Below are 14,316 nucleotides of genomic sequence, written 5' to 3'. Positions count from 1 at the left end.
AAAGAAGGGCGAGCTGTTCGATGTCATTAATTTAAGTGGTCTGAAGCGTGGATAGCCAGGACGTGACATGTGATCAGCTTATCTAACTCTTGGCTGACATGAATCACTTCGGGAGACGTCCAACTGTGCTGTGAGGCGATTTCATACAGTTCATCGCGTTTTTGTTCAATGGCATAATGTAAGTTTTCAGCTGTGATGACCGCCACGGTGTTTCCCCCATCATTGTAAGATCAATACTGACTAATAAGAATATCCAAATCTTAGCATCTAGCACTACTGTTTACAAGTTTCATTTCCATTTCAAAGATTACAAATTCGATTACGGGAGAGACGAAGAAAAAGATGCGAGCATTTTGAAAAGGTTTTCGCTATAATGGGGCTGAAAGGTGGAAGATCGCATGGAAGTCACACTCTGGCTCGCATTTGGGGCGGGCGTCTTATCATTTTTATCCCCGTGCACGCTACCGTTATATCCTGTCTTTTTATCGTATATTACTGGAGTCTCAGTCTCTGATTTGAAGAGTGAGGGACTGCGGCAGCGCACGGCATGGTTTCACACGTTCTCATTCCTTTTTGGTTTCTCAATCGTCTTTCTTGTGCTTGGTCTGTCGACCTCGCTAATCGCCGATGTGTTCATTCAATACAAGGATAGTTTGCGCATGTTCGGCGCGATTCTCATCTTCGTGTTTGGTGTCTTTTTAGCGGGACTTTGGCAACCAAGTTTCATGATGCGTGAGAAGAAGCTCGCTTTAGGGGAGCGTAAAAGCGGCTACTTTGGAACGGTATTGATCGGAATTGGATTCGCGGCGGGTTGGACCCCGTGTACCGGACCGATTCTTGCCGGTGTCATCGCGCTCGCGGCATCAAACCCGAGTCAGGGAATGGGCTATATGTTGGCGTACGTCATCGGCTTCGCCATCCCGTTCCTCATCATGGCGAGCTTTGTCGGGAAGATTAAGTATTTGGCGCGCAACAGTGCCAAGGTGGCAAAATTCGGAGGTTATTTGATGATGGCCTTCGGCGTCGTATTATATTTTGATGGCATGAATCGTTTCGCTGCTTGGATGAGCGAATTAGTAGGATTCACCGGATTTTAAAAGGGGTTGACCACATGTCGATATTTTGGGGATCGACCCTCGTCGCACTGATGATGGGGCTGATTGCGAGCTTCGTTCGCGTCAAAGCGTCAGCACGACCGACGAATGCGAAAAAGATTTTGATTCCGCCTTTAGCGATGTCGACCGGAATGTTGCAATTTCTCGTCCCGGCGTTTCGACTGACTTGGCTCGAGGTCGGAGAGGCGCTCATCGTCGGATTGATTTTCAGCGTCTTTCTTATTAAGACATCGAATTTCGAGAAACGTGATGGTGAGGTATACTTATCCCGTTCGAAAGCGTTCTTTATCGTCGTCTTCGTCTTGTTGGCGATCCGGACGGTCATGAAGGCGTTTATCGGGGACGAGGTCAATATCTTTGCGACAGGCGGGTTGTTCTATTTGATTGCTTGGGGAATGATCGTCCCTTGGCGGATCGCCATGTACCAAAAGTATAAACAGATTGCTTCAACATGAACGGCGTCCCTCACGAGGGACGCCGTTTTATCGATTACGAAGTTTTTTTCGTCATCGCAGCTTCAGTCTTCGCATCGATTCCAGTGTTCGCTTTGACGAGGATCCGTTCGAAGTTTCCAGCGACCTCGTCCGACTTTGTCATATATGTCCCGACGATGGCAGCCAGGAAACCGAGCGGGATTGAGACGATACCCGGGTTCGTGAGCGGGAATAGCGCCTCGCCGATGAAGATGGCCGAACCGTCTGGTGCCCACACGTTCGGACTGATGGCGACGAGGAAGAGTGACGAGAACAAGCCGACAATCATGCCGAACACGGCTCCTCCGGTGTTGAACCGTCTCCAATAAATCGTGAACAAGATGACCGGCAAGTTGGCACTGGCGGCCACGGCGAAAGCGAGCGAGACGAGGAAAGCGACGTTCATCGATTGAGCGAAGAAGGCGAGTCCCATCGAAACGAGGGCGACAGCGATCGAAGCGATCCGGGCCGCCGTGACCTGTTCTGTCTCTGTCGCTTCTCCTTTACGGACGATGTGGCCATAAAAATCATGGGCGAACGCAGAGGCAGCCGATAGGACGAGCCCGGCGACGACGGCAAGGATCGTGGCGAACGCGATGGCCGCGACAAAGGCGAACAACAAGTCACCGCCGAGCACTTGGGCCAAGAGTGGTGCGGCCATGTTTCCGGCCGGGTTAGCCGCGATGATGGCGTCCGAGCCGACGAATGCGGCCGCTCCGAAACCAAGGAAAATCGTCAAGATGTAGAACGCACCGATGACCCATGTCGCATAGACGACGGATTGACGTGCCGTCGGCGCATCTTTGACGGTGAAGAAACGGATGAGGATGTGAGGCAGACCGGCTGTCCCGAGGACGAGCGCCAAATTGAGCGAGATCGTATCGAGCGGCAGCTTGAACTTGTTGCCCGGGTTCAAGAAGCTTTCCCCGAGCGGAGTCGCCTTGCTGACCTCGGAAAACATGGTGAAGACGGAGAAGTCAAAGCGGGCGAACACGAGGAATGAGATGATGGCAGTCCCGATCATCAATAAGACAGCTTTTGTGATTTGGACCCATGACGTCGCGGTCATCCCACCGAAAACGACGTACACGGTCATCAAGATGCCAACGACGATGACACTCGTCGTGTATGGGATACCTAGCAATAGCTCGATGAGCGCACCCGCACCGACGAGCTGGGCGATCATATAAAAGATTGAGATAACGATTGCGTTCATAGCCGCGACACCGCGGACACGTGGTTTATTAAAACGTGCCGCGATCATATCGGCCATCGTATACTTGCCGAGGTTTCGGAGCGGTTCAGCGACAAGGTAAAGCACGACGAGATAAGCTACGAGGAAACCGATCGAGTAGAAAAAACCATCGAATCCGGCGAGGGCGATCATTCCGGCGATTCCGAGAAATGAAGCGGCCGACATGTAATCTCCGGCGATGGCAAGACCATTTTGGAATCCGGTCAAGCCCCCATCAGCCGTATAAAAATCGCTTGCGGTTTTTGTCTTGCGGGCGGCGAAAAATGTGATGACGAGCGTCAGTCCGACAATTGCGAGAAATAGAAGGATGGCGGTCCAGTTCATCGTCCGTCCTCCTCTTGTTTGATTGCTGTGACAAGTTCATCGAACCGGCGTGCCCGGCGACTATACATGACACAAAACGTCCAAGTCATGAAGAATTGGGCGAAGGCGAGTACCCAAGCCCATGTGATATCCCCGGCGACTGGAATGTTCAAGAACGTGAAATAGCTCGTAGAAATCGGTAACGTAAAATAGAAAATGAGGGAGAAAATGATGGATGGAACAATGAACCGATTCTTTTCTTGCATCAACTTGTGGAACGATGGGCTCTCAACGATTGTTTCGGCGGAGCGAGTGCTGTCAGTGCGCGTGACGTGCGTGACATCATGCATCGGAAAACCTCCTTGGGAATCAAGATAGGTATATTATAGAAATGTAAATTAAGGAAAAGCTATCCATTTTTATTACGGAAATACAAAAGCATTATACTAATATTGGTCATACCAATTTATTGTAAGCGTTTTCAATATTGTCTATATTGTGAACTGTATTTCAAGATAGTAAAAGAGTGAAAAAAAGGTTCTTTAGACCTATTAGTCATATGTCACAATTTCCGATTCGTATGACTTAATTGGTTTGTTTGAAATCGAAAAAAGATGCCTAGCCCTAGGCCGACATCTCGCTTCATCATTGTTGAAAATAATGTTGATACACTTTCCAGTCAATCTGTTCTTCTTCAAGCGCCTTTTTTAAAAACTTATGGTCTCGCTTCGGTGTCGCGGCGATATAGCCTTTGACGACGAGCTCGGTCGTCATTTCACGGGCCCGCGTTTCGAGGGCGAACTGTCCGATTTTGCCCGCAATCTTTCGAATGGCGACGTCGCGGAACAGCTCCGGTACCGGTGTGACGAGACGATCGAGCAACGTACGCGTCTCCGGTGTCCATAAGTGGCGTGTCTTGTCGATGTAATCATCCTCGATATCAAGGAGTGAGCGCCCGTCTTCTTTCGGCATTCGTTTTAGAAATTTGCGGAACATGAAGTAGCCGCCGATCGACATCAACCCGATCATTACGAATCCCCAGAAGACAATGAAATACATCACCAAGTTTTCTGGCATCGTCTTTCCCCCGTTCTGTCATTTCACGATCATTCAAGCTAAGTATACAAAAAAGATGAGCGATACAAAAGCTACAGCTATTCATCCCTTACTATAAAGATGGACGAAACGGGCTGGCTTCGTTAGAATAGATAGCGTTGCAATGAGCAAGAGCCAGTGTAAATCGTAATGTTCAGAAAGGAAAGAGCCATACATGAATCAATTAAAACAAGAAGTTGAGAAGCGTCGGATATTCGGCATCATCTCGCACCCGGATGCCGGTAAGACGACGCTGACGGAGAAGTTGCTCCTTCACGGGGGCGCCATCCGTGAGGCGGGGACGGTCAAAGCCCGCAAAAATTCCAAGCATGCCAAGTCAGACTGGATGGAGATCGAGAAACAGCGTGGAATCTCGGTCACCTCGTCGGTCATGCAATTCGTCTATCAAGACAAAGTCGTCTCAATCATGGATACACCAGGACACAACGATTTCGGGGAAGACACGTACCGCGTCTTGACGTCGGTCGATAGTGCCGTCATGGTCATCGATGCGGCCAAAGGGATTGAGACGCAGACGAAGAAATTGTTCCAAGTCTGTCGGATGCGGGGGATTCCAATCTTCACGTTCATGAACAAACTGGACCGCCAAGCGAGAGACCCGCTCGAACTCATGGAAGAGCTCGAAGAAGTGCTCGGTATGCCTTCGGTCGCCGTCACATGGCCGATCGGGAGCGGGATGCAGTTCGAAGGGGTGTACGACCGCCTGAAGAACGAAGTTCACTTGTTCCGCGGCGAGAAATCGACGCTCACGTTGAACGAGGACGGCGTCAATGACCCGATTCTCGCCGACTATTTGACGGAAGAGAACTTGACGAACCTTCGAGATGAAATCGATTTGCTCGATGGTGCCGGCAATGAAATCGAAGTCGATGCGATTCAGCACGGGAAATTGACACCGGTCTTTTTCGGGACAGCCCTCGTCGACTTCGGTGTGACATCGTTCTTGAATCACTATCTCGCCATGTCACCGGCCCCTGAGGCCCGTAAGTCGAACGTCGGTCCGATCGACCCGACGTCAGAAGAGTTCAGCGGTTTCGTCTTCAAGATTCAAGCGAACATGAACCCGGCCCACCGTGACCGTATCGCCTTCGTCCGCATCTGTTCGGGCGTGTTCGAGCGCGGTATGGATGTCACGCTCACGCGGACAGGGAAAAAAATCAAGTTGAGTCAATCGACGCAACTCATGGCCAACGACCGGGAGACGGTCGATCAGGCGTTCGCTGGGGACGTGATCGGAATTTACGATTCGGGGACGTACCAAATCGGCGACACGATCACAACTTCGAAACAGAAAATCGCGTTCGAGGCGTTGCCGACGTTCCCGCCGGAGCTGTTCATGCGCGTCTCGCCGATCAACTCGCTCAAGTCGAAGCATTTCCACAAAGGTGTGGAGCAGCTCGCCCAAGAGGGAGCGATTCAAGTATATCGCAACGAATACAACGAGATTTATCTCGGTGCGGTCGGTCAACTCCAATTCGAAGTGTTCGAGTATCGCTTGAACAACGAATACGGCGTTGACATCCGCATGGAGCCGGTCTCGTACAGCGTCGCACGCTGGGTGAAGGACAAAGAACTGAAGGCGCTCAAACCGTTCCAGGACTCACGCAACATGCTCGTGACGGATCGTTGGGAGCGCCCCGTGTTCTTGTTCGCCAACGAGTTCACGTTCGACCGCTTCAAAGAACGGTATGAAGATGAGCTCACACTCGTCGACGCCCTCGACGTCAACGTCGAGATTGGCGCAGAATAATAAATGGACGGCTCTTTCATAGAGTCGTCTTTTTTAATTTCGGTGACTTGGTTGTATTTGATAAGTTTTACTTATGACTAATTTGTGACGGAATGTATTTTACGTCACGCTATAGTTGTATTATGATAAACATGTGATAAGTAAGCGATTACGGCACGTGCTGAAGTCGCCGCTTTCAAAAAGGGGGATATCGTATGGAACAGACGAACGTATTAGACGCTTTCAAATCTCGGACGCAGTTCGAGGTCAATGGACAAGCGTACGATTATTACCGGCTTAAAAAGCTTGAAGAAGAAGGGGTGACGGAACTTAGTCGACTTCCGTACTCGATTCGCGTATTGCTCGAATCGGTGCTTCGCCAACAGGATGGCCGCGCCATCACGAAAGAACACGTCGAGAACTTGGCTAAATGGGGTACTGCCGAAGTCTCGAAAGACATCGATGTTCCGTTCAAACCGGCTCGTGTCGTCCTTCAGGACTTTACGGGTGTGCCGACGGTCGTTGACCTCGCCTCACTTCGCAAGGCGATGGCTGACCTTGGTGGAGACCCGAACAAGATCAACCCGGAAATCCCGGTTGACCTCGTCGTCGACCACTCGGTCCAAGTCGATGCATACGGTTTTGCCGGCGCACTCATGAAAAACATGGACATCGAGTTCGAGCGCAACGAAGAGCGTTACAAGTTCTTACGCTGGGCGCAGACGGCGTTCGATAACTATCGTGCCGTACCGCCAGCGACAGGGATCGTCCACCAAGTCAACTTGGAGTACTTGGCGTCAGTCGTACTCGAAAAAAATGATGGAACGGGCAACATTGTGTATCCGGATTCACTCGTCGGAACGGACTCGCACACGACGATGATCAACGGTCTCGGCGTCCTCGGATGGGGTGTCGGTGGAATCGAAGCCGAGGCGAGCATGCTCGGACAACCGTCTTACTTCCCGGTACCAGACGTCGTCGGCGTCAAAATCATCGGTGAAGTCAATCCGGGTGTCACGGCGACAGACGTCGCGCTCGTCGTCACAGAGATGCTTCGTAACGAGAAAGTCGTCGGCAAGTTCGTCGAGTTCTTCGGTCCATCGCTTCACACGATGCCGCTCTCGGACCGGGCAACGATTGCCAACATGGCGCCGGAATATGGCGCGACGTGCGGTTTCTTCCCAGTCGATACGGAAACGCTCAACTACATGCGCACGACAGGTCGCCCAGAAGAATTGATCGACCTCGTCGAAGCGTATTCGAAAGCGAACGACTTGTTCTATACACCGGATCAAGCGGACCCGTCGTTCACGAAGACGCTCACGCTCGACTTGTCGAAAGTACAACCGTCGCTTGCTGGACCGAAACGTCCACAAGACCGAATCAACTTATCAGATCTTCAGTCAGCTTTCGTCGATAGCGTGACGGCACCAGCCGGACACAGCGGCTTCGGTCTCGATCGTGCCGAGTTTGAGAAGAAGGCAGCTATCAACTACACAGACGGCGCTGTCGACATGCGCACGGGTGACGTGGCGATTGCAGCCATCACAAGCTGTACGAACACATCGAACCCGTACGTCATGGTCGGAGCAGGTCTCGTAGCGAAGAAAGCCGTCGAGCGCGGTCTCACGGTTCCAAAATTCGTGAAGACGTCGCTCGCACCGGGCTCGAAAGTCGTAACCGACTACCTCGACAAAGCCGGTCTCACGCCGTACCTCGACCAACTCGGTTTCAACACCGTCGGTTACGGATGTACGACATGTATCGGAAACTCGGGTCCACTCGACCGCGAAGTCGAAGAAGCGATCACATCGAACGATTTGCTCGTCTCATCGGTCCTCTCGGGGAACCGTAACTTCGAAGGTCGCGTTCACCCGCTCGTCAAAGCGAACTTCTTGGCTTCACCGCCACTCGTCGTCGCGTACGCGCTCGCCGGATCGGTCAACTTCGACATCATGAACGAGTCGTTCGGAACTGACAAAGATGGCAACGAAGTCTTCTTCAAAGACATCTGGCCATCAAACGATGAGATCAAGATGGTCGTTCAAGACGTCGTCTCACCGGAAGCATTCCGCAAAGAGTACGATACGGTGTTCACGGGCAATGAACGTTGGAACGCGCTTGACGTCCCAGAAGGCAACTTGTATGACTTCTCGGACGACTCGACGTATATCCAAAACCCGCCGTTCTTCGAAAACCTCGAGCCGGAAGCAGGAGAAGTGCATGCGTTGAACGGACTCCGCGTCATCGGGAAATTTGCTGATTCGGTCACGACCGATCACATCTCACCAGCCGGAGCGTTCTCGAAAACGACACCAGCCGGCCAATATCTTCAATCGAAAGGTGTCGCACCGCTCGACTTCAACTCGTATGGCTCACGCCGTGGGAACCACGAAGTCATGATGCGTGGTACGTTCGCGAACATCCGGATCCGTAACCAAGTCGCGCCAGGTACTGAAGGCGGCTTCACGACGTACTGGCCGACGGGCGAGATCATGCCGATGTACGATGCGGCCATGAAGTACAAAGAGCAAGGCACAGGCCTCGTCGTCTTCGCTGGAAACGACTACGGCATGGGCTCGTCACGTGACTGGGCAGCCAAAGGAACGAACTTGCTCGGCATCCGTGCCGTCATCGCACAGAGCTTCGAACGGATTCACCGCTCGAACCTCGTCATGATGGGCGTCTTGCCACTCCAGTTCATGGACGGGGAGTCAGCCGACTCACTCGGGCTCACAGGCGAAGAAGCAATCGATATCCAAGTCGACGAGTCAGTCCGCCCACGTGATATCCTGAACGTCAAAGCGACTCATGAGAACGGTACGGTGACCGAGTTCAAGGTCGTCGCTCGCTTCGATTCAGAAGTCGAGATCGATTACTACCGTCATGGTGGAATCTTGCAGATGGTCCTCCGTAACAAATTGAAGTAAACCGACTGACCTTCCTTTGAAAAAAGGAAGGTTTTTTTGTGAATGTGCGAATATAAGGTGAGACGGTGCATAATATCGGGAAGAGAATGGGGAGAGGGGGGAGTGTATGGAGCGACAAACGAAATCAGGCAAGAATTGGTGGCAACGGTTGACGCAAAAAGAGGAAGTGCCGGAAGAAGACATCGATCTCACGCTTCCTCAGTTACGGGAAGCGATTCATGAGTATGAACAGACGTTACCGAAAGGGGTCAATCGGACGGTACTCCTCGATGAGGCCCAGGAAATCGACCTTGTTCGATTGAAGAAGCATTTACCCGGTAAGCCGAGGCAACGATTTTATATGTCGAAAGAGACGTTTCATATCGTCCCTGAGGCTGAACGGGAAGTCGTCTATGAGATGGATCAAGTCCAACGGGCGCTCGATTTATATTTTGAGCAAGAAAAAAAATTACCGCTCCGTAAATTCCAACAGACGCTACAGCTTGATTTGACACGATTACGCGAGGGCGGCTATTTAAAAGTATTGCCGAAACGGCCGTATTACGTCGTGGACGAGACGTTGATCGTCTCGTTAGAACCGAAGCCGCAAGAGTGACGAAACCGGACCGTCACTCTTTTTGTCATCGCCTAGTTTGCACGCCAAGGGGTTGAGTCGGGTTTATAAACTATGTTACGGTGGAAAACGTATATGAAAATAGAAAATTAAATAGGAGTGAGATTATGGAAAGAAAAAGCCAAGTGACGACCGTTTTCCTCGTTTCAGCCATTATCACGGTCTTGTTCACAATTTGGGGTGTCTTCCCTGAGAGCCTCCTTGGCAATGCGAGCCTCTTGAACGTGACGACGAAGTTACAAGGGTGGCTCTCGAACGGGATGGGTTGGTTCTATTTGCTCAGTGCGACCGGAATATTACTCGTCGCCGTCTTTTTAATTTTTTCAAGATTCGGCTCGATTCGACTCGGGAAAGATACGGACCGACCAGAATTCAGCTATTTGACATGGTTCGCCATGTTGTTCAGTGCCGGAATGGGCATCGGCCTCATCTTCTGGGGGGCAGCAGAACCATTGTCGCACTTCCATGCGCCGCCATTCGAATCGCCGACGGCAGAAGGCGATGCGCGCACCGCGATGCGTTACTCATTCTTCCATTGGGGCTTCCACCCGTGGGCGATTTATGCGATGATCGCGCTCGCCATTGCCTATTCGACGTTCCGAAAAGGTCGTCCGGCGACAATCGGTGAGACGATCGGGTCGATTGTCAATGACCGCTACGAACGCCCTGTCAAACAGACGGTCGATATTTTAGCAGTCATCGCGACCGCTTTCGGTGTTGCGACCTCGCTCGGCTTCGGGGCCCAACAAATCGCGGGCGGATTGCATTATTTAATTCCAGGCGTTCCGAACGCGTTCTCGACGCAATTTATCATTATCGCCGTCGTGACGGTGCTCTATATGATTAGCGCCTCGACGGGTCTCGAGAAAGGGATTCGGATCTTGAGCAACACGAACATCTTCCTCGCTATCGTGCTGCTCGTGGCGACGCTCATTGCTGGGCCGAGCGCGTTCATTCTCGATTTGTTCACACAGACGATCGGAACATACTTGCAACAGTTGCCTTCGATGAGTTTCCGTACCGCTGCCCTTGAGCCGGTCGAACGGGAATGGATCAACGGTTGGACGATCTTCTATTGGGCATGGTGGATCTCATGGTCACCATTCGTCGGGACGTTCATCGCCCGCGTCTCAAAAGGACGTACGATTCGTGAGTTCATCATCGGGATCCTGCTCGTACCGACGTCATTCGGTCTGCTTTGGTTCTCTGTCTTCGGCGGATCGGCCATCTGGGCTGACTTGTTCGGAGGTGCATCATTGATTGACCAGGTCAACGAGATTGGGACAGAAGTCGGATTGTTCGCCTTGTTCGAGACGTTCGGTGGATTCGGGACGGTGCTCAGTATCGTCGCCATCTTCTTGATCTCGACGTTCTTCATCACGTCGGCAGATTCGGCCACTTACGTGCTCGGCATGCTGACGACGAACGGGAAGCTAATCCCGCCAATGCGCATCAAGTTGATTTGGGGCTTCATCCAATCTTCAATCGCAGCCGTCTTGTTGTATGCAGGAGGACTTGGGGCACTGCAAGCGGTCGCCATCCTCGTTGCCTTCCCATTCATCTTTGTCTTGATTCTGATGATCGTCGCCTTGTTCAAGGATTTGGCCGACGAACCGGACGAGCGGGACAAATGGATTGAAGCATATAAAGACGAAGAAGATAAACTCGGATAAGTCGAAGGGGTCTCCATACGGAGGCCTCTTTTTAGTGGTTAATGTTTTGCAGGACCCTCTCGCTAGTGTAGGATAGTAAGTGAAGAAGATTGGGAGGGCATTCTATGAAACAACAAGTGAAAAAGCGATTGAGTTGGGTGATTTTTGCCGGGATCCTCATTGTCGGCGCCCTGCTCGCCTATAACTTTTATTTGGTCACCAATTTGAATGACGACGAGGGCCGCACCAATCGGGCCGAGCCGTTCTATACGTCTGTGGTCATCGGCTATGAAGAGAAAAAGTTGCCGGAAGATGGAGAGACGTTAGAAGTTCGTGAATATAAAGTGACATATGACGAAGACGGACATTTCGTGTCCGAGGTCGTGGCCGGGCCGAACGTCGGCGCCCGGGCCGAGTGGGACGGGACCGTCTATCGCGAGTTCAATCCCGAAGGTGAGGAGACGAACAGTCAAGAGACGAGCTCAGGCGCGGTCGCCCCGCACCCGTTCTTGTCGCGTGCGACGAACGAACAGATCCGCAAATGGCTAGACGACGGAACGCTCGGCTCGAGCGAAGGTGATGTCGATGTCATCGGGCGGACAGCACAAGCGTTCGTCAAGAAAGAATCACCGGAAGCCGTCCCAGCGGAGTGGGTCGAGAAGTATCCAACGATTTTCAGCGAAGACGAAAATGAAGAAGCGGTGACGTACTACGTCGATGCGAACGAGCGCATTTTGCTCGCCGCCGAGTCGCGTAACAACGGCAAGTTGTTCCATTCGATTCGCATGACTTCTTTTGAATCACGATAATCCGGCGAGGAGCAGACTGAGACGTCGGCTCCTTTGTCGTCTAAAAAGGAGAATTTTATGAAACAGATCACCTTGGAGCAAGTTCAAACCGACTTGACGGCTTGGGAAGAAGGCGGACGCGTCGACGAAGCGGCTCTTTTGTCTTACGCCCACTGGTCACGTGCGACCGGGCATCGTCAAGAATTAATACGCACATTGACGCTGTTAGCGACGAGACGGTTACAACACCGTCAGTCGATCGATCCGCTGTTAAATCGTTGGGTGAAAGAATTAGAGTCGCTAGGTGCTTTACCGCCAGCCCTCCGTGTCAGCCAATTATATGATCTTTTGCGGCGCCACAAGCAACAGCTACATGTCGAATGGCCGAAGTTGCGTGAGACGGATTACGCATCGATGAAAGTTCAAATTTTGACCGAATATGAGGCGAAGACATCCGAATTGCTCGAACATCTCGAACAACTCCATGATGAAATCGACCGCGCTAAATCCGATTTACGTGACTCGGAGTTCAAAGGCCAACTCGAACGCCTGTTCATCGTCGTCATCGAGGCGATGCAAGAAGTGGCCGCGCTCGAAGACGACACCGCCTCGCTCTTGGCATCGATGCAAGGAAACTATTTTAGCCGCGAGGCGTTTCATCGCTTCGGCGAACGGGTCGGTCTCGTCAAGGAACGACTCGACGGAATCATCGAGTTGTTGCCGGAACAAACCGAAACGACGCGGTCGAGTGCGATCGAATCGCTGGAGTCGATGATTGGTTTGTCTGACGTGAAACAACGTGTCAAAGCGTGGTATCGGTTCCTGCTGTTCCAGAAAGAGCGTGAGAAGGCTGGGTTCTCTTCCAAACACCAACCATCACTCCATCTCGTGTTCACCGGCAATCCCGGAACCGGCAAGACGACGCTCGCCCGTCTCATGGCCGAGATTTATTTCGAGCTCGGTCTGCTCGCCCGTCCCGACGTCGTCGAGGCGGATCGGTCGAGTCTCGTCGGTGCGTTCGTCGGTCAAACGGAAGAACAGGTCATGAACAAGGTGAAGGAAGCCGAGGGCGGTGTCTTATTCATCGATGAGGCGTATGCCTTGAAACGACAAGATGCGAGTGGGAGTGACTATGGACAAGCGGCCATCGACACGCTCGTCGCCGCGATGACGAGCGGCGAATATGCCGGCAAGTTCGTCGTGATTCTCGCTGGTTATCCGGAAGAGATGCGACATTTTCTGCTCGCGAACCCGGGACTTCGTTCCCGCTTCCCGGAATCGAACCATTACGAACTCCCGAACTATAGTGACGACGAACTCGTCGCAATCGGTGAAAAAGTGGCCGCGGAGAACAACTATGTCCTGACGGTAGAAGCGAAGCGCGCCTTAATTGCGCGCATCGACCGGGAACGGGTCGACGCGACGTTCGGAAACGCGCGGACGGTTCATAACATTTTGCTCGACGCCATGTTCAAGAAAGGGTCGCGATTTGGTGCCGACGCCCCGCTTGACGAGATGGCGCTCCTGACAGAAGTCGATTTTGATATGGATGCCACCGAGGATGCGTCCGGTCCGACACTCGACGATTTGGTCGGGATGGAGGAGGCGAAACGTCAACTGCGCGAAATCGAGGCGCTCGTCACGATTCAAAAGCGGCGACGTGAGCTCGGGTTGAAGACGGCCCCGGTCCAACTCCATGCCGCTCTCGTTGGCAACAGTGGGACCGGCAAGACGACGTTCGCACACCTATACGCCCAGCTCTTGAAGAAAACGGGATATTTGAAACGGGGGCACTTGAAAGTCGTCAGTCGGGCCGATCTCGTCAGCGGATATGTCGGTCAGACGGCACAAAAGACGAAGGCGGCGATCCGCGATGCACTCGGCGGCGTGCTGTTGATTGACGAGGCATACAGCCTGAACGGAGGTCCGAACGATTACGGACGAGAGGCAATCGATACACTCGTCGACGAGATGCCGAAGCACGGGGACAACCTCGTCGTCGTCATGGCGGGCTATGAGGCACCGATGCGTCGCTTGATCGACTCAAACCCGGGGCTCAATAGCCGAATCAAACGGACAATCCACTTTGAGGACTACTCGAATGAGCAGCTTGTCGATATCGCCAAGAAGTACGCCGCAAAATTCGGCTATACGTGTGATGAAGCTGTCGGTCAAGCGCTCCTCGATCGCCTGAAGGAAATCGACCGTCCGAATGCACGGACGGCCCTATCATTGATCGATGAAGCAATCGCGAGACAATCATATCGCTTAATCGAAGCGTCGTCACAAGACGATGATTTGAATCATATTTTAGTAGTAGATATTAAGACTAAGTTATAATA

12 protein-coding genes are annotated in these 14,316 nt (G+C 52.2%); 8 read left to right on the top strand and 4 right to left on the bottom strand.

Going from position 1 to position 14,316, the window contains the following annotated elements:
- Positions 1 to 26 precede the first annotated feature (26 nt).
- Positions 27 to 206 carry an aspartyl-phosphate phosphatase Spo0E family protein gene (locus tag EVJ34_RS04730; RefSeq protein WP_131484850.1) on the bottom strand — a complete coding sequence of 60 codons (180 nt, stop codon included), beginning with the start codon at positions 204 to 206 and terminating at the stop codon, positions 27 to 29.
- A gap of 192 nt (positions 207 to 398) precedes the next feature.
- Between EVJ34_RS04730 and EVJ34_RS04725 the strand changes: the two genes are divergently transcribed.
- Both EVJ34_RS04725 and EVJ34_RS04720 read left to right on the top strand, forming a co-directional pair.
- Positions 399 to 1,097 (top strand): cytochrome c biogenesis CcdA family protein, encoded by a 699-nt coding sequence (locus tag EVJ34_RS04725; RefSeq protein ID WP_131435248.1) that lies wholly within the window; start codon positions 399 to 401, stop codon positions 1,095 to 1,097.
- A gap of 20 nt (positions 1,098 to 1,117) precedes the next feature.
- On the top strand, positions 1,118 to 1,570 hold the full coding sequence (locus EVJ34_RS04720) for a CcdC family protein (RefSeq protein ID WP_131435318.1): 453 nt from the start codon (positions 1,118 to 1,120) through the stop codon (positions 1,568 to 1,570).
- A 34-nt stretch (positions 1,571 to 1,604) separates the two neighbouring features.
- Here the strand turns inward: EVJ34_RS04720 and EVJ34_RS04715 are convergent, their stop codons facing one another.
- The 3 genes from EVJ34_RS04715 to EVJ34_RS04705 all read right to left on the bottom strand — a co-directional run bounded on the left by EVJ34_RS04715 (position 1,605) and on the right by EVJ34_RS04705 (position 4,223).
- On the bottom strand, positions 1,605 to 3,167 hold the full coding sequence (locus tag EVJ34_RS04715; RefSeq protein ID WP_131484849.1) for a solute symporter family protein: 1,563 nt from the start codon (positions 3,165 to 3,167) through the stop codon (positions 1,605 to 1,607).
- Positions 3,164 to 3,496, bottom strand: a complete 333-nt coding sequence (locus EVJ34_RS04710) for a DUF485 domain-containing protein (RefSeq protein ID WP_131484848.1) — start codon at positions 3,494 to 3,496, stop codon at positions 3,164 to 3,166. Before EVJ34_RS04710 ends, EVJ34_RS04715 begins: the two co-directional genes overlap by 4 nt.
- A 295-nt stretch (positions 3,497 to 3,791) precedes the next feature.
- Positions 3,792 to 4,223 (bottom strand): DUF2621 domain-containing protein, encoded by a 432-nt coding sequence (locus EVJ34_RS04705; protein ID WP_131435242.1) that lies wholly within the window; start codon positions 4,221 to 4,223, stop codon positions 3,792 to 3,794.
- Positions 4,224 to 4,416: 193 nt separating this feature from the next.
- Here EVJ34_RS04705 and EVJ34_RS04700 point away from each other — a divergent pair, with 193 nt between their 5' ends.
- The 6 genes from EVJ34_RS04700 (at position 4,417) to EVJ34_RS04675 (ending at position 14,314) form a co-directional block, all read left to right on the top strand.
- Positions 4,417 to 6,012 carry a peptide chain release factor 3 gene (locus tag EVJ34_RS04700; RefSeq protein WP_021067575.1) on the top strand — a complete coding sequence of 532 codons (1,596 nt, stop codon included), beginning with the start codon at positions 4,417 to 4,419 and terminating at the stop codon, positions 6,010 to 6,012.
- Between the two features lie 194 nt (positions 6,013 to 6,206).
- Positions 6,207 to 8,921 carry an aconitate hydratase AcnA gene (gene acnA, locus EVJ34_RS04695; RefSeq protein WP_131484847.1) on the top strand — a complete coding sequence of 905 codons (2,715 nt, stop codon included), beginning with the start codon at positions 6,207 to 6,209 and terminating at the stop codon, positions 8,919 to 8,921.
- Between the two features lie 106 nt (positions 8,922 to 9,027).
- Positions 9,028 to 9,516, top strand: coding sequence for a DUF3939 domain-containing protein (locus tag EVJ34_RS04690; protein ID WP_131484846.1), 489 nt, complete (start codon positions 9,028 to 9,030; stop codon positions 9,514 to 9,516).
- Between the two features lie 125 nt (positions 9,517 to 9,641).
- Complete coding sequence (locus tag EVJ34_RS04685) at positions 9,642 to 11,207, top strand: BCCT family transporter (protein ID WP_131484845.1); 1,566 nt, start codon at positions 9,642 to 9,644, stop codon at positions 11,205 to 11,207.
- A gap of 104 nt (positions 11,208 to 11,311) precedes the next feature.
- Positions 11,312 to 11,995, top strand: coding sequence for a hypothetical protein (locus EVJ34_RS04680; RefSeq protein ID WP_131484844.1), 684 nt, complete (start codon positions 11,312 to 11,314; stop codon positions 11,993 to 11,995).
- Positions 11,996 to 12,052: 57 nt separating this feature from the next.
- Positions 12,053 to 14,314, top strand: a complete 2,262-nt coding sequence (locus tag EVJ34_RS04675) for an AAA family ATPase (protein ID WP_131484843.1) — start codon at positions 12,053 to 12,055, stop codon at positions 14,312 to 14,314.
- The last annotated feature ends 2 nt before the right edge of the window (positions 14,315 to 14,316 follow it).

This window comes from Exiguobacterium sp. SL-9 (assembly GCF_004336985.1).
Classification (GTDB): domain Bacteria; phylum Bacillota; class Bacilli; order Exiguobacteriales; family Exiguobacteriaceae; genus Exiguobacterium.
Note: the sequence above shows the minus strand (reverse complement) of the source record. Positions and strands in the feature narration are given on the sequence as shown.